This window comes from Rhodanobacter sp. Soil_C_14 (assembly GCF_057657335.1).
This window is the reverse complement of the sequence record NZ_JBDGIQ010000001.1, coordinates 50,509-74,455: the sequence shown is the minus strand read 5'-3', so window position 1 is coordinate 74,455 and position 23,947 is coordinate 50,509. Positions and strand designations below refer to the sequence as shown.

The 23,947-nt window shown below is 63.0% G+C and carries 19 protein-coding genes; 10 read left to right on the top strand and 9 right to left on the bottom strand.

All coding sequences use genetic code 11. The features are described from left to right. The 5 genes from AC3A56_RS00305 to AC3A56_RS00285 all read left to right on the top strand — a co-directional run bounded on the left by AC3A56_RS00305 (window position 1) and on the right by AC3A56_RS00285 (window position 4,449). A complete protein-coding gene (locus tag AC3A56_RS00305; RefSeq protein ID WP_487768964.1) occupies window positions 1-363 on the top strand; it encodes a hypothetical protein in 363 nt (120 codons plus the stop codon). Window positions 364-1,045: 682 nt separating this feature from the next. Further along, the gene (locus AC3A56_RS00300; RefSeq protein ID WP_487768963.1) at window positions 1,046-1,987 is read left to right on the top strand and encodes a retron St85 family effector protein; all 942 of its coding nucleotides are present in this window, start codon (window positions 1,046-1,048) and stop codon (window positions 1,985-1,987) included. Then, entirely contained in the window at window positions 1,984-2,913 is a 930-nt protein-coding gene (locus tag AC3A56_RS00295; RefSeq protein ID WP_487768962.1) for a retron St85 family RNA-directed DNA polymerase, read from the top strand. Before AC3A56_RS00300 ends, AC3A56_RS00295 begins: the two co-directional genes overlap by 4 nt. Before the next feature lie 359 nt (window positions 2,914-3,272). Continuing rightward, window positions 3,273-3,923 carry an N-acetyltransferase family protein gene (locus AC3A56_RS00290; RefSeq protein ID WP_487768961.1) on the top strand — a complete coding sequence of 217 codons (651 nt, stop codon included), beginning with the start codon at window positions 3,273-3,275 and terminating at the stop codon, window positions 3,921-3,923. Between the two features lie 130 nt (window positions 3,924-4,053). Further along, complete coding sequence (locus AC3A56_RS00285; protein WP_487768960.1) at window positions 4,054-4,449, top strand: GFA family protein; 396 nt, start codon at window positions 4,054-4,056, stop codon at window positions 4,447-4,449. 725 nt (window positions 4,450-5,174) lie between these two features. Here the strand turns inward: AC3A56_RS00285 and AC3A56_RS00280 are convergent. Continuing rightward, a complete protein-coding gene (locus AC3A56_RS00280) occupies window positions 5,175-6,197 on the bottom strand; it encodes a hypothetical protein (RefSeq protein WP_487768959.1) in 1,023 nt (340 codons plus the stop codon). 816 nt (window positions 6,198-7,013) lie between these two features. Here AC3A56_RS00280 and AC3A56_RS00275 point away from each other — a divergent pair. Continuing rightward, complete coding sequence (locus AC3A56_RS00275; RefSeq protein WP_487768958.1) at window positions 7,014-7,307, top strand: hypothetical protein; 294 nt, start codon at window positions 7,014-7,016, stop codon at window positions 7,305-7,307. Window positions 7,308-7,946: 639 nt separating this feature from the next. Then, complete coding sequence (locus tag AC3A56_RS00270; protein ID WP_082542706.1) at window positions 7,947-8,189, top strand: PAAR domain-containing protein; 243 nt, start codon at window positions 7,947-7,949, stop codon at window positions 8,187-8,189. Window positions 8,190-8,355: 166 nt separating this feature from the next. Here AC3A56_RS00270 and AC3A56_RS00265 read toward each other — a convergent pair whose 3' ends face one another. Beyond that, on the bottom strand, window positions 8,356-9,366 hold the full coding sequence (locus tag AC3A56_RS00265; RefSeq protein ID WP_056718954.1) for a hypothetical protein: 1,011 nt from the start codon (window positions 9,364-9,366) through the stop codon (window positions 8,356-8,358). A 447-nt stretch (window positions 9,367-9,813) separates the two neighbouring features. On the opposite strand from AC3A56_RS00265, the gene AC3A56_RS00260 reads away from it, so the two are divergent. Both AC3A56_RS00260 and AC3A56_RS00255 read left to right on the top strand, forming a co-directional pair. Continuing rightward, window positions 9,814-11,160, top strand: coding sequence for an MFS transporter (locus AC3A56_RS00260; protein ID WP_487768957.1), 1,347 nt, complete (start codon window positions 9,814-9,816; stop codon window positions 11,158-11,160). A 202-nt stretch (window positions 11,161-11,362) separates the two neighbouring features. Next, a complete protein-coding gene (locus tag AC3A56_RS00255; RefSeq protein WP_056718959.1) occupies window positions 11,363-12,109 on the top strand; it encodes a hypothetical protein in 747 nt (248 codons plus the stop codon). Between the two features lie 104 nt (window positions 12,110-12,213). Here AC3A56_RS00255 and AC3A56_RS00250 read toward each other — a convergent pair whose 3' ends face one another. From AC3A56_RS00250 to AC3A56_RS00220, 7 genes are all read right to left on the bottom strand, one after another. Then, entirely contained in the window at window positions 12,214-14,208 is a 1,995-nt protein-coding gene (locus AC3A56_RS00250) for a multicopper oxidase domain-containing protein (RefSeq protein WP_487768956.1), read from the bottom strand. A 463-nt stretch (window positions 14,209-14,671) separates the two neighbouring features. Beyond that, window positions 14,672-15,445, bottom strand: a complete 774-nt coding sequence (locus tag AC3A56_RS00245) for a siderophore-interacting protein (protein WP_487768955.1) — start codon at window positions 15,443-15,445, stop codon at window positions 14,672-14,674. A gap of 162 nt (window positions 15,446-15,607) precedes the next feature. Then, on the bottom strand, window positions 15,608-16,369 hold the full coding sequence (locus tag AC3A56_RS00240) for a PadR family transcriptional regulator (protein WP_487768954.1): 762 nt from the start codon (window positions 16,367-16,369) through the stop codon (window positions 15,608-15,610). A 68-nt stretch (window positions 16,370-16,437) separates the two neighbouring features. After that, window positions 16,438-17,601 (bottom strand): 3-hydroxy-D-aspartate aldolase BhcC, encoded by a 1,164-nt coding sequence (gene bhcC / locus AC3A56_RS00235; protein WP_487768953.1) that lies wholly within the window; start codon window positions 17,599-17,601, stop codon window positions 16,438-16,440. Between the two features lie 146 nt (window positions 17,602-17,747). After that, window positions 17,748-20,216, bottom strand: a complete 2,469-nt coding sequence (locus AC3A56_RS00230; RefSeq protein WP_487768952.1) for a PAS domain-containing protein — start codon at window positions 20,214-20,216, stop codon at window positions 17,748-17,750. A gap of 170 nt (window positions 20,217-20,386) precedes the next feature. Next, window positions 20,387-20,890 carry a PepSY domain-containing protein gene (locus tag AC3A56_RS00225; protein WP_056718970.1) on the bottom strand — a complete coding sequence of 168 codons (504 nt, stop codon included), beginning with the start codon at window positions 20,888-20,890 and terminating at the stop codon, window positions 20,387-20,389. A gap of 205 nt (window positions 20,891-21,095) precedes the next feature. Further along, window positions 21,096-21,791 (bottom strand): hypothetical protein, encoded by a 696-nt coding sequence (locus AC3A56_RS00220; RefSeq protein WP_487768951.1) that lies wholly within the window; start codon window positions 21,789-21,791, stop codon window positions 21,096-21,098. Window positions 21,792-21,991: 200 nt separating this feature from the next. Here AC3A56_RS00220 and AC3A56_RS00215 point away from each other — a divergent pair, with 200 nt between their 5' ends. After that, window positions 21,992-23,911, top strand: coding sequence for a winged helix-turn-helix domain-containing tetratricopeptide repeat protein (locus tag AC3A56_RS00215; RefSeq protein WP_487768950.1), 1,920 nt, complete (start codon window positions 21,992-21,994; stop codon window positions 23,909-23,911). Window positions 23,912-23,947: the final 36 nt, after the last annotated feature.

The following is a 23,947-nucleotide window of genomic DNA, read 5'->3' as shown; positions in this document are numbered from 1 at the left end:
ATGGTGCTGAAATTTACCGTTTTGGTGATGGCCCTGATGCCTGCGCTGGTGCTGGGTTCGAACGCGAGAGTGAGCAAAGGGGAAATCCTCGCGGTTGTTGAGGCCGCGGCGAAGGCGTCCTGCCACAACCCGGAGCCTATCGCGTTTGTTCCGGTCAGCCTGGGCGCGAGGCGTCCAGCCGTTATCAAGTTCTCAAGGTGCGCATCGACGGCAAGATTTGATGTTCCAACAAATAAGTGGAATGCCATCGTTCAATACGTTTACAAGGATGAGAACGGGAACGAGGTTTTTCCTGCGGGGGCTTGGACGATCTACGTCCTGTCACCCGCGGGGAAATTGCTGCAGACGCTTCCCGGGGAGTGACCAGCCCGCTGCTCCACGACTGCCTCTCACCGGGTCGACGCTGCCGTTGTGGGGATCGACGACGAAAGCCGCGTTTAGCTGGACGACTGGGAGTTGCGCGGCGCCCTTCAAAACGCCTGCAAGGTCATCCGGCCCATCGTGACCACGGGGAACCCGCGCGAGATTGCCGACTAAGCGGGGTAAAAGCATGAGTTTTTTGCAGCTGCTCGGGTTTGATCGGAGGGTGAGGCGGAGTTGGGCGGAGCGGCGGTTTGAATGTCTGGAGGGTGAGGGCTTGGCGAGCCTAGGTGATTGATGCAAGGCAATGTGTCGATCAGCTAGGCAAGTGCGCGCGAGGTCGGGCTAGTGCTTTTGGTTAAGTGAACCCGTCCCCGTTCTGGTGGAGCTTCATGCCCGTCACTAGTGCTGGGGTAACCCGAATTTCATGAAATGACGGAACTCACGAATTTACCAGCAGTTGACGTCGCCTCCCGTGCGCGACAGACTTGCAACACTCTTTACGCGGAAGGCAGGGGAAGTTGCCAATGCTGTTGTTTGTGTCTGGCGTTGCGCCAGACAGCTAGGGATTGATTGGGTTTACTGCCCCGTATAGCCGGCTTGGTCTCACCACCTCCGGTCCAGCGGGTCCTCAGTGGTAAGCCCAAGCCGGCTATACGGGGCATCTTTATGGTGAAGAGATTGGATGACTGATCCACGTAGCACATTTCTTGCTCGTGTTGATCTCGCTAAGACGAGAGTCCGAAATTTTGGCGGATTTGTCTTCTTGTGTGGCGGTCAGAGTGACCTAAACTTTGCACCGATACTATCGGTGCGACACCTGATATATAACGAGCTTACTTCTGGAAAGCACGGGGATATTGCCGGGCGATTGAAGTTCGCTGAAGACATACAAGATTGGTTTCGTGGCGGAGTCTACAAAGATTTAGTGACATTTGAAGAGCACCTTGCGGGTCTTTCAGATGTCATTGTCCTTGTTGTTGAGAGCCCGGGCGCAATTGCCGAACTGGGGGCCTTTGCCGTCAGTCCCGCCATATCTGATCGTCTCTTAGTTATGGTTGCTGAATTGCATTACGAACAAGATTCATTCATAAAGCTCGGTCCGATTAAGCGCCTTGAGAATCGAAACAAAGATTCTGTCCTTGTGCATGATTGGCACGATTTGGATCTCGGTCGCCCGGTAGAGCAGTTTGAGAAGCTTCGCGATGAGTTGCCTGGAATCGTCGCCGCAATCCGGGCCTTTATGTCACCGGAAACCACAGAGCGCGTTTTCAGAAGTGATGATACTTCTCATCAAATGCTCCTAATTTGCGATCTCGTAGACCTTTTTGGCGCACTTCCGTATAAGGAAATACAGGAGTATCTATCAGTTCTTTCCATTGAAGTTAGTCCTGAAAAACTAGATCAGTATCTTTTTCTCTTAGAAAAATGTGGTCTGCTTCGAATAAAGCCTAAGGGTCACGGAAGATATTTTTATTGTGAAAATTGGGTGCCACGGATTTCATTCGGTTTAATGCCGGGAGCGGCATTCGATAAACAAAGATTGAGGGTTGATGTTATCGAGTTTTACGATGTGCATGAAAAGACGCGCGCTAAAGTTGTCAAGTTAATTAGGAAAGTTGCATGAGCAACTTAATAGACGAGGTTTCCGCGTTGCTTGGGTTGTCCCGTGCCGCATGTGAAAGCATCGCTCGTACCGCACCTAATAGATATAAAGTCTTCCATATTCCAAAGAAAAATGGAAAAGATATGAGGCTGGTTGCTCAGCCGGCACGCGAAGTAAAGGCCATCCAACGGCTCATTATTCAACTTATTGAAGGTAGGTTGCCAATACATGACGCAGCTACCGCGTATCGATCTGGTGGGTCGATTTTAAAGAACGCGCAGCCCCATGCCAATGCGAAATTCATTACAAAGTTGGATTTTGAAGGCTTCTTTCCATGTATTGACCGAACAAGTCTAAGGAGACACCTGTCCTCGTATATCCCTGATCTGACTTCGATTGAGCTCGATTTCATTCTATCTGCTTGCTGTTGGAGGCCTAAGGGGGAAAATACGCAACGTTTGTGTATTGGTGCGCCAACATCGCCTATGCTGTCCAATTCGATAATGTATGAAATTGATAGAGATATCTCCGTAATTTGCGCTGAGGCCGGTGGCGTTTACACAAGGTATTCCGACGATATCTGTATTTCCTCAGAGGCTCCTAACGTCCTTGGAGAACTGGAGCGAGCTGTTCGCGGAAGGATTGCTAAAAATAAATCACCCGTATTTGTGTTGAACGATAGGAAAAGAGTCGCTGTTGGTCGCGGAAGCGCTATGACGGTTACTGGCTTGACGCTTTCTAACGAAGGGTTGGTAACAGTAGGGCGGGGGCGTAAGCGTGGTGTTAGATCGGGCGCGATGAAATACGTGAATGGCTTGCTTAGCGTGGAAGAGGCTGCGCGGTTAAAGGGTGAGATAGCATTCGTACTAAGTATCGAGCCAAATTATAAATTTATTCTTTGGAATACTTACGGAGCTTCGATATCTCCATTGCTACCGAGGCCATAGTTCAAAGTAACGGAAACGCGTGAGGTTCACTTACGGTCGTTTGAATTGTTGTAAAGCGGGCGAATGAGAATGTGACGCCCCTGACCGCCGTTTCCATCGCCGCGCTTTCGCACACGCTGTCGCAAGCCCCGATTGTATTCGTCCGCCATTGGGTCTAGCGTTCCGCGTCGCAGTGCCATTGCTTGGGGGGCAAAGATGAGCGCTATCACGTCCGGATACTTTCCTGCGCGACCTCGCGCGGATCGGCAAGTATTTCTCCTGTTCACAGCCCTGGTCTGGCTAGGCGTGACCGAAACGGGGTCAGGTTCACTTACAGCCGTTTGAATGTTTGATGTAGCGTCGAGGGTCAAGCAACCGTGTTGGTTGACACCTATGTCATGTACCGGTTCTTGCCCTCGGAAGACACCTTACACTTACTCAAGTCGAAGCCGCTTCGCGGCGCGGTTCAACTCAGGCATCAGATGTTGATGGAAGCTTCAATGGCAACCGAGATATCGATCCGGCGAGCGAAAGTCGGAGATGAAGATGCGCTGGCGCTGGTGGGGCAGGCGACCTTTCTTGAAACGTTCTCCGGCGTGCTGGATGGTGCCGCCATCGTCGAGCACTGTCGCGCGGCTCACTCTTCTGCCCAGTACAGGCAGTGGCTCGAGGATCCGCGTTACACGGTCTGGGTGGCGGAGGTCATTCCTGGCAATGCCCCCGTGGGTTATCTGGTTCTCGCCCCACCAGACCTTCCTTTGGCCGATCCATCTCGCGACCTCGAGCTGAAACGCATCTATCTGCTTGGTCGCTACCACGGAGGCGGGACCGGCAAGCGTTTGCTTGCGCAGGCCCTGGAGCAGGCCCGCTCCATGGGCGCGGCTCGCCTTCTGCTTGGTGTCTATGCGGGTAATGACGTTGCCATCGGGTTCTATCGCCGCCAGGGCTTTGGCAACCTCACGGAACGCAAATTCAATGTGGGTGGACGGGTCTACGATGACCATGTGTTGAGCTTGTCGCTCAGCACCTGACGGTTCTTGCAGGCCGAAGCTGCTTCGCGGCTCGACCGAAGATCGGGTCAGATTCACCTGCGGCCGTTTGAATTGTCGCGAAAGGTCGGCCCGGGAAGCCCGGTGCCGGTCAAATCCATCGGGAGCTTCCATGACCGACCGCCAAGCCACCTGCCGCTGCGGAAACCTCGTCGTCCACACGCGTGGCGAGCCGGTCCGCGTTTCCGTCTGCCATTGCCTGGCCTGCCAGAAACGCACGGGCAGTGCGTTCGGGGTGCAGGCGCGGTTTCCGGTGGATGCGGTGACGATCGAGGGGCAGAGCAGGGAATACGCCCAGGCCGGTGATAGCGGCAGCGTCGCCCGGTTCCGCTTTTGTGGCAACTGCGGCGCCACCGTGTGCTGGGAGAGCGACGGGGTGCCGGGGTTCGTCACCGTGGCGGTCGGCGCCTTTGCCGATCCCCGGTTCCCCCAGCCGCAGGTATCGGTTTATGAGGAGCGTCAGCACGCCTGGCTGCGCCTGCCGGATGACATCGAGCATTTCGATTGAGTGTGCGTGGATGGTCGTCGGCGTTCGACTCCTTGTCGGCCCAACGCTGCTGATCCGTTTGCGAGGCTGACATATCCCTCCGCAAGGCTCCGACCTCCGGGCGCCACCCCCATGCATTCGCGCACAAGGTTCCGCCCCTTGCGTGCAAGCCCGAAGCCCTAGCGCGCAAGGCACGCATCCTTGCAACGGCAAGGCTTGCAGCTTTGCACGCCACGCTTCGAGTCGCGGCCGCGAAGGTCATTCGCTTGCGCGCAAGGGTCGGGCCCTTGCGCGCAAGGTTCGGCACCTTCGCGATGCAAGGGTTGGAGCCTTGCGATCGGGGTTTCTTCGATGGTGTGCGACAGATCGAACGTTAAGCGCAACGGTTGCAGGCTTGTACGCGCCGGTCGGCGCGGGGCGCGCAAGGTCGGGACGGTTGCGTGCGAAGCGGCATCCGTTGCGGACGGGGCGGGACACTTGCCTGCGAGCGGCTGCGGGACGTCCGACCGCATTGCGCACCTCGTATCAGCGTGTGCTGCGCGGCATTTCGGGATGTTCCGACAGGCGAGTGGGATTGATGGCTACGGGTAGGCTGCATGGGCCGGCGACGGGCCGGCGTATCAGGGAAGTATCCGCATGACCCGGAATCTGGTCGATATCGATTTGTCCGCCGACGACTTCGCCACCATCGCGCCCTCGGTTCCGTTCCGAATCCGCACCCGCGTTCTGCAGGTGCGGCGGCCGGCTTAGCTGACCGGGCCGACCAGTACCAGCTTGATCCCGTGTTTGGCGCAGAATTTTCTGGCGTTCTGGTGCTGGATCGAGCCGTGTCTGGCGTCGAGTACGACCTCGCTGATGTTGCCGGCGAACGTCAACTCGCTGAACACGTGCCCCTCGAGCAACAGTTTTTCGTCACTTGTGTCGGGCAGCACGTTGTTGGAGTAGCAGCTCTTGATGATTGCATCGAGCATCACCGGCTTGGCCCATGCCACCAGTGAACCGAGCACGTGGAAAGCAGCCTGCATCGAGCCATCGGGGATGTAGAAGGTATCGCCCGGGTAGTACAGCGCGTTCACCTTGAATTTCGGATGTAGTACCAGGTGACTGCTGCCGTAGTCGCAGGTCGAGCCATGAAAGCGGCGGCCGTAATTGAGCGCCGCGAACACCTGTTTGCTGTCCGCGTTGAAGCGACTGTTGGTGGAGTCGGCGTACTTCTTGTCCGGCTGGCTCGGCTGGGCGGGGTCAGCGACGGTGCGGGTATTCGGGCCGGCGCGGAACGCCATCTGTTCGCGGACGCGATCCACGCCTTGGCGTCCGGGCATCAGACCACGCCGCGGCACCTGCGGCGCCTTGGCGCCGACGAGATTGTCGAAGGTGACCCTGTCGTCGGCATTCGCACGGATCACCGGCGGGTTCTTCGGATCACCCAGCAGTTGGGCCTGCCCGGCGTGGCGGCCGGAGCGTGAATAGGCCTGCGCGTAGGTGGAGTAGTTGTTCTCGGTGGTGAACCAGCTGTCCGCCGAGAAGTTGATGGTGAGCGAGGCGGCTTGGAGATTGCGGTTGATCGTCTCGTAAACCGGAATCCACTTGTCGCCACCGAGCTTCATGCCGGCGAGCGCCGGCGCGGAAGCCAATGCCTGCGCCACCTGCTTTTCCAGCGACCGGTTGCGCCGATACAGAGCTTCAACCCGTCCTTCGACGTAGTGCTGCTGCACGAGTCCGGCGGACGGCCCGGTCACCTTTTTCCATAACGTCTCACTGGCTGGCATGAATCGATCCTCGATGGTGTGGAAACGAAAAGCGCAATGCTGCTGTGGTTGTCGCTACTACCCGGACACACCCAAGCGTCGGTCCGGCGATGCAGGAATCAGCTCGCCCGGGCTTGATCGGCATGAATGCCGAACGTTGTTCTGTCAGTGGATTCCCCTGGATGCCAGCTGGCGGCGGAAGGCGGACGAACCAGCCTCGACCACGCGTCGTATGACTCGGCAGTGCCCAGCATGCGCCACGTGACCCGGAAGGGAAAGTACGGGCAGGGAAGCTGCCGTCGCTTGTGAAGGGGAGAAACTCACCGGCGCAGAGGCTTGACGCCGATGATCGCCCGTTGAAATGCGGGCCTAGTCATTACCCAGGCACGCACCGCCGCCGATAGCGTGGTTCGGGAAAGTGCACTCTGACCCTGAGGTTGGTTGGGGTTTGTGGCTCTGGGGCAAACTGAAACGGGCCAGTAAGCTGCGTGGGCCGGCGGCGGGTCGGCTTATCGGGAAGGTATCCGCATGAGCCGGAATTCGGTCGACATCGATTTGTTCGCCGAGGATATTGAAACCCGCTTCGCCTACGGTTCGTGCCTGCCAGTCGTGACTGTCGTCACGTCGAACCTGCAGCGGGCTGATTGCTCTTCGATAGGGTTACGCTGCAAGAAGAGCTCCGCATGATGGGTTCCTCTTCCTATTGAGCAGCGAACCGGAACCAGGATGCAGGCCGCATTCTTGCGCGGCTTGATCAAATAGGCTTCCGTAAAACCATCGTGGCACTAACATCAATGAGAGGCGCCCGTCGCGTCTGCACTATCAAGGAAGGTTCACATGTTCAGGGCAATTGCACCGCAATGGCTGACCAACGATCTTGGCATCGAGGTCTCGAGCAGGGATCGCAACACCATGCAATACAAGGATAGGGACCACGTACTGTTGCTGTATTGCGACACCATCGTGGATGACCATGGACGTTTCGGGGCCGCCATTCTTCTGCCGCACGATGCCCACTGGCAGCCTCCGTTCGAACAGGAGCGGATCGACAGCTTCGCCCGGGCGAAGATTGAAAATAACCTGCTGGATGCGTGGGCTGCTGTCGACTACTGGGTGACCATCGAGAACTGACCCCATGACATCTCACATGGAAGTGGTACGGCTGGAAGGCGTCATAGCATCCGGAACATTTCCGGTTGCATCCCCGCACGATGGAGCGGTTTTCTACTCGGATGATGCGAGGAAGAACCGCGCGGCGGCGGAAGCTTATACAGAACTTTGCAGTCGGGCAGGAAGGAAAACCACGACGCTGGAAGCGACGCCTTGCGGAAAATGGCTTGAAAGCCGGAACCTCTACACCCCCGCCTCTGGTCTGTCCCGTCAACAAGCTGACCAAGTGTGGGGCAAAGCGTCGGCAAAGCGTCGGTCAAGTATGCAAGCGAAGCGTCAGGTAGCTGCCGTTGCTTCATCGTCAATGCTCCAAGTGAGCGGGTTTTCCGCAACCACGAACTGGCAGCTTTGCTCAACAATGACAAAGTCACCGACCTCAACAACATCCCGCGGCAGACACTGAAGTCCATCCATGACTTGAGCCCTGATGCGGCTTTCTCAGCAGTGGAACAAGCCGACCTGGCTTTGAGGAATCCCGCGACTGCTGTGGCCGGCGCAACTTCGGTAACCTCCAGTGCTTCCGGCGGATCGAGCTCGTCATCGGGCGGAGGCGGGGCAGGCTTGCCGGCAGCCAGGATTTCCGATTTCCATGTATGCCCGATGGTCACTGGTGTGGTTCCTCATGTGGGTGGGCCGGTGGCACTGGGTTGTCCGACGGTATTGGTCGGTGGCCTTCCTGCGGCGCGCGCAGGGGACATGGCCGTTTGTGTTGGCCCGCCAGATCTCATCGCCATGGGTTCGACGAAAGTTTTCATCGGCGGAATGCCGGCAGCCCGAATATCCGACACCACAGCGCACGGTGGGAAAATTGTTCTTGGCGCGTTCAAGGTGTTGGTCGGATAAATGACGCCGAAGATCGGGGTCCCGAAGATCGGGGCCACCTCAACCCGACTCCGTTTCTTGATGAAACAGTTACGGTGATCCCAGCCTCCAGACCGCACTGCCATTCAAGGCGTGGCGCCGGGGACGCTCGGAATGCCCTCGGCACCTTTTCCGGACGCCGCGGACTTCAAGTCGGAATCGTGTCATCCGACGGGTGGTTGGTCAGGTTGGCGGGCAGGGCGTGGAAACTCTCGATCACCTTGCGCGCCGTCACCGGTGTTCGTGCCAACCCGTAAAACTTGGCCAACCTGTCGAATTCGCTCAGGAGGGAGGAGTTGCCCATCGTGGCCGCGATGGTTGATCGGTATTTGGCGACGCGAGCGATGGCGTAATCGGCCCAGTCGGCGCGGGTGGACTGCCAGCGTGTGTCATACCACGGCGCCTCGCAGGTACGGTAGCCGTCGTAGAAAAGCACGGACTTGTCCTTGAGGCTGTTCCAGTGGCGGAACATGTAGCGCAGCTCGGAAGTGCAGATCGGCACCTTCTTGCTGCCGGCGGTCTCGTTGGTGAGCATCGTCTTGTTGACGATGGTGCTCATGTCCATCTCGTCAAGGATGTAATGCAACGTCGCGCTCTTGACGTGGGTGAAGTAGAACACGCCGTACTTGCAGGAGCGGCGGATGCAGACGTCGTAGAGGTGGTTGGTGATTCGGCTTGACTCCTTCTTGTTGAACTGCGACTTCTTGAAGTCGATGGTCTGCATTTTTTCGTATTTGCCCAGCGTGCGGATCAATCGCTCCGTGATTGCACCCTCGATGGATTCGGTTCCCAGGTGCTTGCACGCTTTCAGGGCATCAATATAGGACTGCGCGAGAGCCTGTGTGGTGGAGTCGTATGTCGTGGCGACCGGCTTCAGGGCTGCTGGTGCCACAGTTTTCGTCGCCTTGTCGACAGGGAACGACTTCGGGTGGATCGGCTCGTTGTAGCGATTGATGACGTTGTTGCCGTACTTGTCGTGCGCCAAGGACATGTAGGGATCGAACGTTCCCTTCGGCAGATTCATGTTGATGTCTTTTTTGCCGATGGGATTGCTGGTGGGCCAGCCGAAGTAATAGTTGTAGATGTAAATGTGAATCCACAGTCCGGTTCCGTAGATCACATCGGTGTGCTGATTGAAGCTGTCTTTGAAATGCGTCATGACGAGGGTCCTTGTCAGATAGTGGCGATGGGCCGGATGAGAAGCCTTCCGTGCGGAGTATGTGGCAGAGGCTGAAGTTTCCCGAAGGACGTCCTGCTCGATCAAGATTTTGCGCAGAGTGCTCGAAGGGTGAGTACGCCCTTCGCAAGTCATGGAGCCAGGAAGCCACGAGCGAAGTATTGCGGACTTGCGGCAGCGATGGGCCAATGACGACGGAGGCCATCGTCGGAGTTTACTTTCCAGGGCGGGGTTCAAAACAGGGTCGAATTCGAAGCCCGCGGCGTGGACATGTCTTGTGAGCAGCAACGGCAATGTCGTCCCTGATTCCTTGCCAGCGAGCTTGTAGAACGGAGAGCCGACGATCGGCGCCGAGCATCAGCCGATTGCCTTGGATGCCTCCATGCCCGATGCTGCGACGGATGCAGCAGGGGCTGCCGGGGGATTTCGATGACCGATCATGGTGCGGAGGCCGCAGGCCTCGATCCGCAGGCTGCGCGTGTGTTGCCTCGGCGACATGTGGTCGCGGTGGCATTGGGCAATGCGCTGGAGTTCTATGACTTCATCACCTACGCCTTTTTCGCCGCGCAGATCGGCCGCACGTTTTTTCCCTCGGATCGACCGGGGATCAGCCTGCTGGCTTCGCTGGCGACGTTCGGTGCGGGCTTTCTGACCCGTCCGCTGGGCGCGTGGGTGATCGGGCGGATGGGCGATCGGCGCGGGCGCAAGCCAGCGATGTTGCTGTCGTTCGGGTTGATCGGCATAGCGGTGATCGGCTTGCCGTTGACGCCTTCGTATGCGGCCATCGGTCTGTGGGCGCCGGCGCTGGTGGTGGGATTCCGGTTGCTGCAGGGCTTCGCGCTGGGTGGCGAGGTGGGGCCGAGCACGGCCTTCCTGATGGAGGCGGCGCCGCCGATGCGTCGGGGCTTGTACATCTCGATGCAGGCGATGAGCGCGGATGCGGCGGTGTTGATGGCGGGGCTGGTAGGCGTGCTGCTGGCGCACTGGCTCAGCCCGGCGGCGCTGGATGCGTGGGGTTGGCGACTGGCGCTGGGACTGGGCGCGGTGATCGTGCCGTTCGGCTGGTTCATGCGGCGCAACCTGGTGGAAACGCTGGACGCCGCCACCGCGACCCGGCCCGCGGCGCCGCCGTCCGAGCCGTGGATGCCCAGCTATCGGCGGGTGGCGCTGCTGGGTCTGGCGATACTGGCGGCCGCGACCACCACCAATTACGTACTCGATTACATGACCACCTATGCCAACGCCACCCTGGGCATGCCCGAGCGCCTGGCGCTGGGCGCCACGGTGATGGTGGGCCTGTGCGGGCTGGTGTGCGATCCGCTCAGCGGCTGGCTGTCCGACCGGATCGGCCGCAAGCCGGTGATGGTGGTGCCGTGGGTGGTGTTGCTGCTGGTGATTTTTCCGGCGTTCTGGTTGCTGGGGCGCGAGCGTTCCGGCGTGGCGCTGTTCGGCATTACCGCGGTGCTGGCGATCGCCTCGACGCTGTCCACCGGCACGGTGCTGGTGGCGGTGACCGAATCGCTGCCGGCGCATGTGCGCTCCGGCGGGCTGGGGATGATCTATGCGGTGGCGATCTCGGTGTTCGGCGGTTCCACCCAGTTCGTGGTGGCGTGGCTGACGCAGTTGACCGGCAATCCGCTGGCGCCGGCCTGGTACATGATCGGCGCGGTGGTGGTGGGCCTGGTGGCGATCACCCAGGTGCCGGAAACGGCACCGGTGAAACGTGCGCGGCTGGCGCCGATGGCCGAAGCGGGCACGCTCTCGACGTCGTCCTGAGCTGGCGGGAAAACGGAGCAGGGTTCATTTGCGACCGCTTGAAGATCCGCGACGGGCTTTCTGATCGGCCGCGCATGCAAAGGGCGATGCGGTCTTTCCAGGTGCCGCGCTTGCGAAGACCGCCACCCAAGCCGCCGATTGCATCCGCCGCAGATTGGGTCTAGCTTTCCGTGGCGCAGTGGCTTTGCTCGGGGAGCAAACGATGACCGCGATCGCTTCTGGATACTTTCCTGCGCAGCCTCGCGCGGATCGCCAGGCATTCCTGCTGTTTACCGCCCTTGTGTGGCTGGGGGTGTTGTCGGGTTTCGGCACCGACAGCTTCCGTCACCTGCGCAAGTTCGGATTGGACTATCCCTGGATCGTCCACGTTCACGCGGTGGCCTTCGTGGGCTATCTGGTGCTGTTCACCACGCAGGTGGCGCTGATCCGCAACGGCCGGCCGGACATCCACCGCAAGCTGGGCATCGCGGGCGCAGCCCTCGCCGTGGTGATGCTGGTGCTGGGCCCCGCCGCGGCGATCGTGGTGCACGGCATCCGCTACGCGGCCACGGGCGATACGCCGGAATTCCTGGCCGTCCAGTTGACCGACATGTTGGGCTTCGCCGGGTTGACGGGAGCAGGGCTGCTGCTGCGCAAGACCTCATCGGCCCACAAGCGCCTGATGCTGATGGGGCTGATCTACATCAGCGACGCCGGTTTCGGGCGCTTCCTCAACGGCTTCGCCGCCGCACCCCTCGGCGACGGTCTGGCGGGTACGGCGGTTGCGGTCTATCTGGGTAGCGACTTGCTGATGCTGGGCCTGGGCGCCTACGACTTGCTGACGCGTGGCCGCCTGCATTCCGCATACATCGCGGGTCTGGCCTGGGTGCTGCTGCTCCAGGCCACCGCGTTGAGCTTGCTGCCCAACGCCGCCTGGAAAGCGCTGACGCTGCACATGATCGGCCACTGAGCCGCAGGCAGGATCTTCCGTCTCGTTAGGAGGGGGCTGCAGCGACGGAATCCCCGCGTGAGGGGCTTCCTGTAAGGCCGGCGAAGATATCCGGGGAAATTCTGCTACTTCCCGCCCGCGGTGCGTGCTGCCTTCACGTCGTCGGCGGTGACCAGTTTGGCCTTGTTGTCCCAGGAGGTGCGCTCGTGGTTGGCGATGTCGGCGATGTCGGCATCGCTGAGGCTGGGGCCGAAGGGCGGCATGGCGCCGGGCCAGACCACGCCGTCGATCGGCTCGCCGGTCAGGCCGTTGAGAATCACCTGCAGGTGTCTGGTCGGGTTGTCATCCAGCACCACCTTGTTGCCTTTCAACGGCGGGAAGGTCTGCGGCAGGCCCATGCCGCTGGCCTGGTGGCAGGCCGCGCAGTAGGTGGCGTAAGCGGTGGCGCCGCGTTCGGGGCTGTAGGCGTAGGGACCGGTCGGCGCCTTCGGGGCGCTGGCCTCGCCGGCGGCTGGCGGCGCCGCCTTGCTGACCGGGGGTGCGGCGGCCGGGGTGCCGGGCGCGCCCTCGATGTCCAGCACGCCGATCGCACCGATCATCGCGTGCGCCATGGAGTGATCCACGAACGGGTAGTGGCCGGGCTCGTCCAGGGTGAGGTCGAACACCGCGCCTTCGCCCGGGCCGACGGTATAGGTCGAAACGCCATCAATGGCCTGCGCCGGATTGCCGCCGGGATAGACCTTGTCGAAGATCGCGCCGATGACATGGAACGCGCTCCACAGGCTGGGCCCGGCGTTCACCATGTAGATGCGCACGCGCTCCCCGGCCCGGCCGGTCAGCGGATGGTCGCGGTACTGGAACGCCTTGCCGTTGAACACCACTTCGTCGGGGCGCATCTCCAGCATCTTGTCGTAGTTGCTGCCCATCAGCTTGCCGGCGATCTGCTGCGTGTACCACTCGCCTTGCACCAACACGTAGCTCTTGTCCGCCGGCGGCAGCGGGGTAGCCGGGTCCACGATCATCGCGCCGTACATGCCGTTGGCGATGTGCAGCAGGGTGGGCGGCGTGCCGCAGTGGTAGAGGAAGGCACCGGCGACCTTGGCGACGAACGAGAAGGTGACGCTTTCGCCCGGCATGATTTCCACGTAGTGCAGGCTGGGTGGCGTGATCGCCGAGTGGAAGTCGATCGAGTGCTGCATCGTGCCGCGGTTGGTGAACACCAGGCTCACCGTCTGGCCTTCGCGCACGTGGATGGCGGGGCCGGGCACGCTCTTGCCGAAGGTCCACGCCTGGTATTCCACGCCGCTGGCGATCTCCACCTTGTCGTCGGTGGAATCGATATGGACGTCCACGCTGTTGCCGGTGGCCACCGGCGGCAAGGTCGCGTCGCGTGCCTCCTTGATCGGTTCGCTGGAGGCCAGCGACAGCGGCGTCACCGCGGCGGCGGCTGCGGTCGGCGAGGCCGACTTCACGTTGAGCGCGCTCTGCAGGCTGGCCAGCAGCAACGCGGCCAGGATCACGACGCCCGCCAGCGCCGGTGCCTGCACCCGCCAGGGCAGCGGCGTCAGGTCGACTGGCTCGACCGTTTCATGCCACCCCGAAACCTTGTGCCAGGCCGGCCAGCGTTTCTCGATGAGGTAGTCGACGCTGTACGGGCTGAGTCCGACGCGATAGTTGACGATGATCAGCGCGACGAAGATCAGCACGTAGCTGAGCGCCGAGCCGATGTTGGTCACGCCCACCGAGTACGGTCCGCCGAAACCTTCGGCCGTGCTCCAGATCAGCAGGCTGAAGAGGAGGCCGAGAACGCAGGTTACCTTGCGCGCGAAGCCGAAGATCAGGGCCAGCGCCAGCGTGGTTTCGGCGATGCGGGTCAGCCACACGAACAAGCCGACGTGGGGCGTCACCACGCCGATCCACAGGTTGAACCACCACGCCGACCACGCCGGCTGCCCCTCTGCCGCGTTGTGCAAATAGCCCACGTAATGCGCGGCGAAGCCATCCCTCCAGGTGAGCGCGGCGCCCACCAGCCAGATCAGGCCGAACGCCACACGCAGCGCGGTGGCGGCCATGACGGGCCAGGCGGAATGGGAAGGGGTACGACCGTTTGAGTCGATCATTCGAAACCTCACGGGTACGGGCAGGAGTCGGGATAAGCTGCTGGCGATGGATCGCGCCGGGCACAAGCATGATGACGACCATTACCTCGCATTTCGTCCGTCATGGCTGTGTCAAAAACGAAGGCGTGCGGAGGCGCATCGCATCTGCCATCGAACAAGGTACTCCCGTCCAGGTTGATCACGCCAACGCATGAGCCTTCGACGCGGGACGCATCGCATGATCCTGCGACGAGCTGATCACGGATCTGGCTTCGGGACGTCTGTTCTTCAGTGTGGAATCATCATGGCATCGACATCGGCGATGGGCGCCCGACGCGCTCGCATCATCAAGGTGGCCGCGGTCGACTACCGGGTGACCATCGAGAGCTGAGCTCGTGATCCCGCATGAAGTTCTCGCACGATGGAGCGGTTCCCATTCGGACGACGCAGGAAAATCCCGCTGAAGATTTCCAAGCCCCACGCTTCACTCGGCCGCTGCGCTCCAGTAGCCGGTGGCGCGAATCCACTCCTTCGGCACCTGCCGGTGTTCGTCCAGCCACTGGCGGATGGCGCGTGCGCGGCGGGACTCGGTGGCGATCCAGTAGAAGCTGTCTCCGGCCGGGATGGTCATCTGTTGCAGTGCCTGCTCCAGCAGCTGGCTGCTCGCGCCGGGGCGACCGTTGCGCTCCAGCCAGCGGACATTCGGCGAGGCCAGCGGTTGGCGATCGGCGGCTTCGGGAATTTCGATCAGTGTGTGGACGCGCGCCGACGCGGGCATCTCTTCCAGCCATCGGCCGATCGCGGGGAGCGCGGTTTCGTCACCGATCAATACGTAGTGCTCGAAGTCATCGGCGACCACGAACGAGCCGCGAGGGCCGCCCGCGCCGAGCTGCTGACCCGCGACCGCTTGTTCCGCCCAGGCGGAGGCAGGGCCATCGCCATGCAGCACGAAGTCGACGGTCAGTTCGTTGCGCTCGGCGTCGAACCGGCGCGGGGTGTAGTCGCGCATCGGCGAGTATTCGCGGCCGGGCGGATAGCTGGGGCCATTGGGACCCATGACCGGCGGCACGATGTCGCCCTGGCTGTTGGGGAAGAACAGCTTCACGTGGTCGTCGGGCGCGGCGCTGACGAAGCCGCGCAATTCTTCGCCGCCGAACGTCACGCGCTGCATGTGCGGGCTCAGTCGCTGCACCTGGGTCACTTGCAGCATGCGTTTGACCAGGTCGTGTCGCAACTTGTGATGGGTATGGGATGACATCGTGGCTGTCTCCGTGGCATCGGTTGGGCGCGCTGGCGATGGCTGGCGCAGGGGAGGAGGTTCTCAGCCGGGCCGGTAGCCGGGTACGCGGCTACCGGCCCGCAGCATCTCGTGCAGGGTCGATGAGTTGTCGCGGCGCGAGTGACCCGGCGCAGAGCCCGATCACTCGCGGAGAGCGCCTGCGGCGATTTCGCGGGCCGCCCGCTCGAGCACGTCCGCGACCCGCTGTGCTTCGGCCTTGTCCCACTCGCTGCGCATCAGTAGTGCATGCTTCAGGGCGTGCATGGCCTTGCGCACCGCCATGGGTGCCGACATTTTCGCCGCCATGCGGGCACTGTGGCGGGTGCGTTCGGTCATCGCCTCGACCGCTTCGCGGTTTTCGTCGAGGAATTCGCGGCCGGCCTCGGTGATGGAGTAGAGCTTGCGATTGCCCTGTTCGAGCGCGACTTCCGCGTGGCCCATGTCCTCGAGCATGTTGAGGGTGGGATAGACGGCGCCGGGGCTGGGCGTGTAGTGACCGTGGAACATGTCCTCGATCATGCGGATCATCTCGTAGCCGTGGCGCGGCTGTTGCTCGATCAGCGCCAGCAGCAGCAGCTTCAGGTCGCCATGGCCGAACATGCGGCCACCGCCGCCGCCACGTCGCCCGCCGCCGCGCAGGCCTTCCCAGCCGCCGGGGAAATCCGCGTCGTGGCGTCCGCCGAAGCCGCCACGGCCCGCATGCCATTCGTGCGCATGCTCCCCGTGTGCGACCCCGCATGGATCGAAATGATGATGGTGGTGATGACGCTCCCGCAGGGCGTCCAGCAGTCGATGATGCAGGCGCATGGGCAGATTTCGATATATCGAAAGAGTGTCGGACGATACATCTTTAGATATATCTAAATCAATACTTGAGCAAGCGTGCTGGCGGAATCCGGCCATCGACCGGGCCGGATCAGGTGCGCGCGTTACATGTCGGAGCGAATGACCAGGCGGCCTGCGGCCAATCCTCAATAGCTCTTGCCGCGCGCCGACACCGGCCAGACCACCTCGACCTTGCCGTGGCGTACGCCGACGTACCAGTCGTGCAGGTTGCAGGTGGGGTCGCAATGGCCGGGAACGAGCTTCAGCTTGTCGTTGATGCGCAGGACGTCGTTCACGTCCGCGATCACGCCGTGCTCGTCCGAAGCGCCGAGGTAGCGCACGTCGTCGCGGCCGTGGATGACGGGCAGGCCGCTGTCCAGCGACATCGACTTGAGGCCGGCATCGCACACGGCCTGGCCGGGCTTGGCGTGGCTCATCACCGAAGTCAGGACGAACAGCGCGTTCTCCCATTCGCCCTGGTCGATGCGCCTGCCGTCGCTGTCGCGGATGCGTCCGTAGTCCGCGTCCATGAAGGCGTAGCTGCCGCATTGGAGTTCGTTGTAGACGCCCGATCCGGACTCGAAAGGATACGACCCCGTGCCGCCGCCGGTAACGAGTCGCGGGGGCAATCCGGCCGCGTTCAGGCCATCGACGATGATCCTCACCATGGCGATGGCCTCGTCGAGCCTGGTCTTGCGGTCCGCGTAGTTTTCCAGATGCTGCATGGCGCCCTGGTAGGCCTGGATGCCGCCGAAAACCAGGGCCGGCGCTGCGTCGATGGCCCTGGCGATCGCGATCGCTTCGCCAGTGGTGGCCACCCCGCAGCGGCCTGCGCCGCAGTCGATTTCGACCAGGCATTCGAGAGTGCTGCCGTGTGTCTGCGCGGCGGCGGAAAGCTCAGCCACGTTGGCTTCGTCGTCGACGCAGACGATGATGCGCGCGCCGTGATGCGGCAGGCGGGCGAGTCGATCGATCTTGGCCGGGTCGCGCACCTGATTCGACACCAGGATGTCGCGAATGCCGCCACGGGCGAAGGCCTCGGCTTCGGACACCTTCTGGCAGCACACGCCCACCGCGCCACCCAGGCTTTCCTGCAGCTTCTGCACGTCGACCGACTTGTGCATCTTGCCGTGGCTGCGGTGGTGCATGCCGTGCGCTTTCGCGTAGTCGCCCATCTTCACGATGTTGCGCTCCAGTGCGTCGAGATCGAGCACCAGGCAAGGCGTCTGGATGTCCGCCTCGTCCATGCCGGGCAGGGCGGGGATGTCATAACCGACATCGCCATGGCTGGAATCTGTCCTCGCGTGCACGTGGCTCTCCGCAGCTTTCGGTTGGTGGTGGGGATGATCATGCGTCCGCGATGAGGATCGACTCGGTCGGCACATGTCCCGTACCCCGTTCGCGCTGAGCGTAGCCCGCGCGGCGGATGGAGTCGAAGCGCCGCCAGGCAAGGCTCTCAGCCCGGCAGGATGTCCCGGATCCTGCGCCGCAACGCGTCCAGCGAAAACGGTTTGGTCAACACGTGCATGTCCGGTTCGAGGTTGCCGTTGCCGACGATGGAATTCTCGGCGTAGCCGGTCATGAACAGGATCTTCAGTTGCGGGCGGGTGCTGCGTGCGGTGTCGGCCATCTGGCGACCGTTCATGGTGCCGGGCAGGCCCACGTCGGTGATCAGCAGGTCGATCGTCGTGCCGGTCTGCAGGATGTGCAGGCCGGCGCTGCCATCGCCGGCCTGCAGGACGGTGTAGCCGGCATCGGCCAGGACTTCGCAGACCAGTTCGCGGATCGAGGGTTCGTCCTCGACCACCAGGATCGTCTCGCTTTGCGGCGGCGCTTCGGCCAGGCGCGCCGGTTGCGTGGTTTCGGGGTCGACGGCGGGCTCGTGATGGCGGGGCAGGTAGATGCACAGGGTGGAGCCGGTGCCCGGTTCGGAATAGATGCGCGCCTGGCCGCCGGACTGGCGGGCGAAGCCGTAGACCATCGACAGGCCCAGGCCGGTGCCCTGGCCGATCGCCTTGGTGGTGAAGAACGGGTCGAAGGCGCGGGCGATGACCTCGGGTGTCATGCCGCTGCCGTTGTCGGTGACGCTGAGCGAGACGTACTGGCCCGGTTCGAGTTCGCAGGCCGCCGCCGCGTATTCGTCCAGCGAGCGGTTGGCCGTCTCGATGGTGAGGCGACCGCCGTCCGGCATCGCGTCGCGCGCGTTGATGCACAGGTTGAGCAGGGCGCTTTCCAGCTGCGGCGGATCGACCAGGCTCGGCCACAGGCCACCGGCACCGACCACTTCCAACTGGACCGCCGGACCGATGGTGCGGCGGATCAGCTCTTCCATGCCGGCCACCAGCCGGTTGATGTCGGTGGAGCGCGGATCGAGGGTCTGCTGACGGGAAAAGGCCAGCAGACGCTGGGTCAGCGAGGCGGCCCGGCGCACTGCCGTTTCGCCGAGCGTGAGGTAGCGCGGCACGTCCTCGATCTTGCCCTGGTCGAGCTTTGCGCGCGCCGCTTCCATCGCGCCCATGATGCCGCCGAGCAGGTTGTTGAAGTCGTGCGCGAGGCCGCCGGTGAGCTTGCCCACGGCTTCCATCTTCTGCGACTGGCGCAAGGCGGCCTCGGTGCGCGCCAGCGATTCGGCGGCTTCCTTGTCGGCCGTGATGTCGCGCGCGCTGCAGTAGACCTTGTCGTCTTCGGGAATGGCCACCCACGACAGCCAGCGGTAGCCACCACCGGCGTGGCGGTAGCGATTCTCGAAGCACAGCGCCGGTTCGCCCAGTTCGATGGCGCGGGCGAACGCCAGCCGGTTGCGGGCCAGGTCGTCGGGATGCAGGAAGTCGAAGAACGGGGTGCGCGCGATGGTCTCCTCCGGCCAGCCCAGCACCGATTGCCAGGCGGGGTTGGACAGCTCGAAGATGCCCTCGGCATTGAGTACGCCCATGAGGTCGGTGCTCAGCTGCCAGGTGCGCGCGCGACCGTGCATGCGTCGGGCGACCTGCAGCTCCAGGTTGGCATTGAGCATACGCAGGCGCGCCTCGCTGGAACGCAGCGCGTTTTCCGCCAGCGCGCGTTCGGTGACGTCGGTGCCTTCGACGAAGATGCCGGTGACTTCGCCCAGCGCATTCCTGATTGGCTGGTAGACGAAGTCCAGATAGCGCTGGCTGATCGGCGCACCGGGTGCCGGCTGCATCGCGAACGGCGTCGCCGTTGCCACGTAGGGCTCGCCACTGTCATAGACGGTATCGAGCAGGCCCACAAAACCCTGGGCGGCCGCGTCGGGCAGGGCCTCGGCCACCGAACGGCCGAGCACGTTGCGCTCGCCGATCAGGCGGACGTAGCTGGGGTTGGTCAGCTCGAAAATGTGTTCGGGTCCGCGCAGCAACGCCATGAACGACGGCGTCTGTTCGAACAGTTCGGCCAGGCGCTGGCGCTCCTCCACCGCGCGGCGGGACACCAGCACCTGCTCGGTGGTCTCGGTGCACACCACCAGCACGCCGCCCACGCCGCCGGGCGCGGATTCGTCGTCGATGGGGCTGTAGCTGTAGGTCCAGTAGGTGTCCTCGTCGCGACCATTGCGCTGCAGGACCAGATGCTGGTTCTCGTGCCAGGTGGCGCTGCCGCCGGCCATCACCTGACTGACCTGGGCGCCGATGTCCGTCCAGATCTCCGGCCATACCTGGCGACCGGGCAGGCCGAGCGAGCAGGGATGGCGCTCGACGGTAAGCGTCTGCGCGTAGGCGTCGTTGTAGAACCAGATTGCCTCGCTGCCCCAGAACATGCCCATCTGGTGGCGCGAATTGAGCATCAGCCGGATGGCGGTACGCAGTGCCTGGGGCCACAGCTGCGGCTTGCCCAGCGGATGCGATGCCCAGTCGTGGGCACGCATCAACGCACCCATTTCGTCGCCGCCCGCCAGAAATGAAGCATCCGCCATGAAGTCAGACCATTCGGATCAGAAAAGCTGCTGCAGGTGGCAGGCTACCATCGCTGCGGCACGGCTGTGAATGCAATCGGGTTGCTTGGCCCAGGGCTGGTGGGTTCTTCACGACAAAAAAAACCGGCGCGTCGTCACGCGCCGGGACCGGGCCATCTGGACGCCCGGCATCAGTCGCGCGATTTGGCCACCACGCTGCCGTCATCCGGATCGACCAGCAGGTCGACGTCGTGGCCGTGCGAGGTTTCCGCATCGGCGCTCCACAGGCCGTGTTCGTATTCCACGTCGTGGATCTTCTGGTAGCCGGCGGCGGCCAGCTTGGCGCTGACTTCGTCCTTGTCCAGTTTCGAGGGCGCGTCATCGACATAGACCTTGCCATTGACCGGCCCCACCGCCAGCTTCACCCACTGTTTGTTGCCGCCGCGGGCCTTGCCGTGCCAAACGCCGTCCTTGAACTTCAGGCCCTTCACTTCCTTGTAGCCGGCGTCGGCGACCGCGGTCTTGATCGCGTCCTCGCTCAACGCGCCGCTGGGTGGCTGCGTGGTCCAGGTGGAAACCGTGGTGGTGGTCTGCGTGGTCGTGGTCGCCGACTGGCTGGTGGCGGGCATCTCCTGCGCGAAGGCCGCACCGCAAACCGACAATCCGATCAACAGGGGAAGCAGGCGCTTGATCATGGTGAACTCCTTGGGCTGTTGAGTACGAACGGTGTCGTCGGCGCACCGGGTGAAGGTTCAAGACGTGCAGGTCCGGATCCGATCCGCTGGCCGACTCGACACGCCGAGGGAAGCACCGCGTCGGGAACGGCGGCGTGAAAACAGGCGTGATCTCCGGGTGAAGGCACGGTTGCGGTTCACGTTCGGCCACCCCGCACGCTTGCCGTCAACGCAACCCCATCCAGGCATGGCGCGCGAGCTGGTTCCAGCCATCGTCGGCCCAGTAGAAACTGACCACGCCATGCATCGCGACGATCAGGCCGGCGCCGAGCAGGGTGGCGGGATGGATGCGCCTGAGCGTGAAGAGGTCGAAGCTGACCAGTGGCAACAGCAGCAACACGTAACCGCGCACGCCGGTTTCCCAGAATCCGGGCAGGCCCAGGTCCGGCAGCCAGCGCATGCGATCCAGCGCGGCCTGCACGAGCACGAAGGTGGCCAGGGTCATCAGCCGCTTGTGCCAGCCCGCCTGTCGCCGGGCGAGCACGGCGCCGATGAAGAAGACCGGAAAGACCACCAGCGTCCCGAGCTGGATCAACAGCGGCTTGACCAGGAACGGCGCCTCGTCCGGCGTGTATTGCTGCAGGGCGGCGACGGTGGCGACGCCCATCGAGATCCAGACGGCGCTGGCCCAGCCGGTCGCCAGCCAGCCCATCTGCCGATGCCGGCGCAGGTTGCCCCGGGTGACCAGGCCAGCTTGCGCGGTGTAGAGCAGCAGCCAGCCCATCATGACGGCGCCGTGGACGTGCACGATCGGCGGAATGCGGAACTCGCCCGCGAAGGCCGCCTGGAAGCTCGGCACGAAGCCGACGAGGGCAAGCAGGATGCACCAGACGCCGATGCCGACGAAGAAATGGTGGGCCACGCCCGGATTTGGCGCGGTCGCGAATGCCCTCCGGGGCCGCGGCGCGGGTCCCGCGTCAAGGCTTGTTCCGGTGTTCCAGCCGTCGGCTTGCATGATGCGTCTCCCGATGCGTTTGAACGAACGGTACGACGCTACAATCGAGCCGCAACGGGGGCCTGAGGAACGTCTTAATTTTCGCGCAGGATTGGCGGAGGGCGGCAGTGAGCGAGGTGGCAAGCATCCGGATCGGCGCGTGGACGGCGCACCCCGACCTCAACCTGCTCGAACGCGACGACCGGTGGATCCGCGTCGAGCCGCGCGCCATGGACGTGCTGGTCGTGCTGGCCCGGCAGGACGGGGCGGTCGTCTCGATCGACGAACTGATGGCGCAGGTCTGGAAGGGCGTGGTGGTGGGCGAGGGATCGGTTTACGTCGCCATTCGCCAGTTGCGGCAGGTCCTCGACGATGCCGATGACGGCGCGCGTTACATCGAGACGATTCCCAAGCGTGGTTATCGGCTGACGGTCCCGGTGGAGGTGATTGGAGCCACCCCGCATTCGGTGCCGGCCGTTCGCCCGGCACCGGCGGATGGTGCGAAGACGCACCGCCCGGGGTGGATCACCGCCTTGCTCGGCGTCGCGCTGATCGGCGTTTCGCTGTTGGCGCTGTTCGCGCTGAACTTCCATCGCGACGCACGCAGCGTGGCGGCACCGTCGGTTGCCGTGCTCCCGTTCGAGAACCTTTCCTCCGATCCCGAGCAGGCCTATTTCGCCGACGGGATCACGACGGAGCTGCTGGACGCGTTGTCACGTGTTCGCGGCCTGCGCGTGACCGGGCGCGCGTCGTCGTTCCGGTTCAGGGGCAGCAGCGACGACCTGCGCACGATCGGCGCCGCGCTGGGCGTCGACCACATCCTGCGCGGCAGCGTGCGCAAGGCCGGCAATCGAGTGCGCATCAGCGCGCAGCTGAGCGATGCGCGCAGCGGTGACCAGCTGTGGTCACAGACCTACGAGCGCAAACTCGACGACATTTTCGTGATCCAGGACGAGATCGCCCGATCCGCGGCCGATGCGCTGCAGGTCAGGCTCGGCGTGGGCGATCTGTTCGGCGTCGGCAACGTGGGGCGTGTACCGGGCATGACGCGCAATGTCGCCGCCTATGACGAATACCTGCGCGGCATGGAACTCACCGTGGATTCGACGCCGGAGGCGCAGGCCCAGGCCATCGCGCACATGCAGCGTGCCGTCGCGCTCGATCCGCAGTTCTCGATCGGCTGGGCGGGACTGCACACGGCCTGCATCAATGGCGCCTTCGTCGTCCCCGCGCGCGCCGCCGAATGGCGCCAGCAAGCCGCGATGGCGCTTGAGCGAGCAAGCATGCTGACGCCGGACGCGCCGCAGGTGTTGCTGGAAAGCGGCATCGCCGAATCGCGGCGCGGCCACTGGTTGAAGGCCGCGTCCGTGTTTGAACAGCTGCAGGCGGCTTATGCCCGGTACGGGATGGCCAACCAGGCGCACGCGCCGCGTGGCGTTTTCCTGCTTGAGGTCGGTCGCGTGCATGAAGCCATCCCCGAGCTCGAGCGCGCACGGGCCGAAGACCCGTTCGTTGTCGAGTTTGCGGGCTTCCTGGGTTCGGCCTACCTGGCTGACGGCAACCCCGGCGGCGCGCTTGCCGAGGTCGACCGTGGCCGCAAGCTCAAGGGCTTCGAGTTGCCCCTGCTCAGGGCCGGCCTGATCGCCGCGCTCACCACGCGGAACCGTGCGGAGATCGACAGACGCCTGGCCTCGATACCCGACAGCGCCGCGGACTTTCGCCTGGACCACGCGATGGCGAAGTTCCTCGATGCACCAGCCGGTGCGACGGACGCGCTTCGCCGCGCTGCTGCTGCTCCCGGTCCCGCCGACATGCTGATCTGGTGGGCGGCCTATTATCACCAGCCGGAACTGGCACTCGACCTGCTGGCGAAAGCTGCGCCGGAGATGGGCGACACGGCGCCGTTATGGCAACCGTTGCTGCGCGATGTGCGCAAGCTGCCAGGCTTCAGGAAGATCGTGATCGACATGGGACTGGTCGAATACTGGCGTGTCTACGGCTGGCCCGACTTCTGCCATCCGCTCGGCGCCGATTTTGTCTGCGAGTAGAGCTGCGCTGACGACCATCGCGCGGAGTCTGATGCA

What these genes read in the sequence shown, in the direction of transcription:
- AC3A56_RS00225 (WP_056718970.1), bottom strand. Translation starts at nt 20,890, where the DNA reads ATGATCAAGCGCCTGCTTCCCCTGTTGATCGGATTGTCGGTTTGCGGT.
- AC3A56_RS00245 (WP_487768955.1), bottom strand. Translation starts at nt 15,445, where the DNA reads ATGTCATCCCATACCCATCACAAGTTGCGACACGACCTGGTCAAACGC.
- AC3A56_RS00285 (WP_487768960.1), top strand. Translation starts at nt 4,054, where the DNA reads ATGACCGACCGCCAAGCCACCTGCCGCTGCGGAAACCTCGTCGTCCAC.
- AC3A56_RS00300 (WP_487768963.1), top strand. Translation starts at nt 1,046, where the DNA reads ATGACTGATCCACGTAGCACATTTCTTGCTCGTGTTGATCTCGCTAAG.
- AC3A56_RS00275 (WP_487768958.1), top strand. Translation starts at nt 7,014, where the DNA reads ATGTTCAGGGCAATTGCACCGCAATGGCTGACCAACGATCTTGGCATC.
- AC3A56_RS00240 (WP_487768954.1), bottom strand. Translation starts at nt 16,369, where the DNA reads ATGGCCGGATTCCGCCAGCACGCTTGCTCAAGTATTGATTTAGATATA.
- AC3A56_RS00295 (WP_487768962.1), top strand. Translation starts at nt 1,984, where the DNA reads ATGAGCAACTTAATAGACGAGGTTTCCGCGTTGCTTGGGTTGTCCCGT.
- AC3A56_RS00260 (WP_487768957.1), top strand. Translation starts at nt 9,814, where the DNA reads ATGACCGATCATGGTGCGGAGGCCGCAGGCCTCGATCCGCAGGCTGCG.
- AC3A56_RS00280 (WP_487768959.1), bottom strand. Translation starts at nt 6,197, where the DNA reads ATGCCAGCCAGTGAGACGTTATGGAAAAAGGTGACCGGGCCGTCCGCC.
- AC3A56_RS00265 (WP_056718954.1), bottom strand. Translation starts at nt 9,366, where the DNA reads ATGACGCATTTCAAAGACAGCTTCAATCAGCACACCGATGTGATCTAC.
- AC3A56_RS00230 (WP_487768952.1), bottom strand. Translation starts at nt 20,216, where the DNA reads ATGGCGGATGCTTCATTTCTGGCGGGCGGCGACGAAATGGGTGCGTTG.
- AC3A56_RS00250 (WP_487768956.1), bottom strand. Translation starts at nt 14,208, where the DNA reads ATGATCGACTCAAACGGTCGTACCCCTTCCCATTCCGCCTGGCCCGTC.
- AC3A56_RS00305 (WP_487768964.1), top strand. Translation starts at nt 1, where the DNA reads ATGGTGCTGAAATTTACCGTTTTGGTGATGGCCCTGATGCCTGCGCTG.
- AC3A56_RS00255 (WP_056718959.1), top strand. Translation starts at nt 11,363, where the DNA reads ATGACCGCGATCGCTTCTGGATACTTTCCTGCGCAGCCTCGCGCGGAT.
- AC3A56_RS00270 (WP_082542706.1), top strand. Translation starts at nt 7,947, where the DNA reads ATGGTCACTGGTGTGGTTCCTCATGTGGGTGGGCCGGTGGCACTGGGT.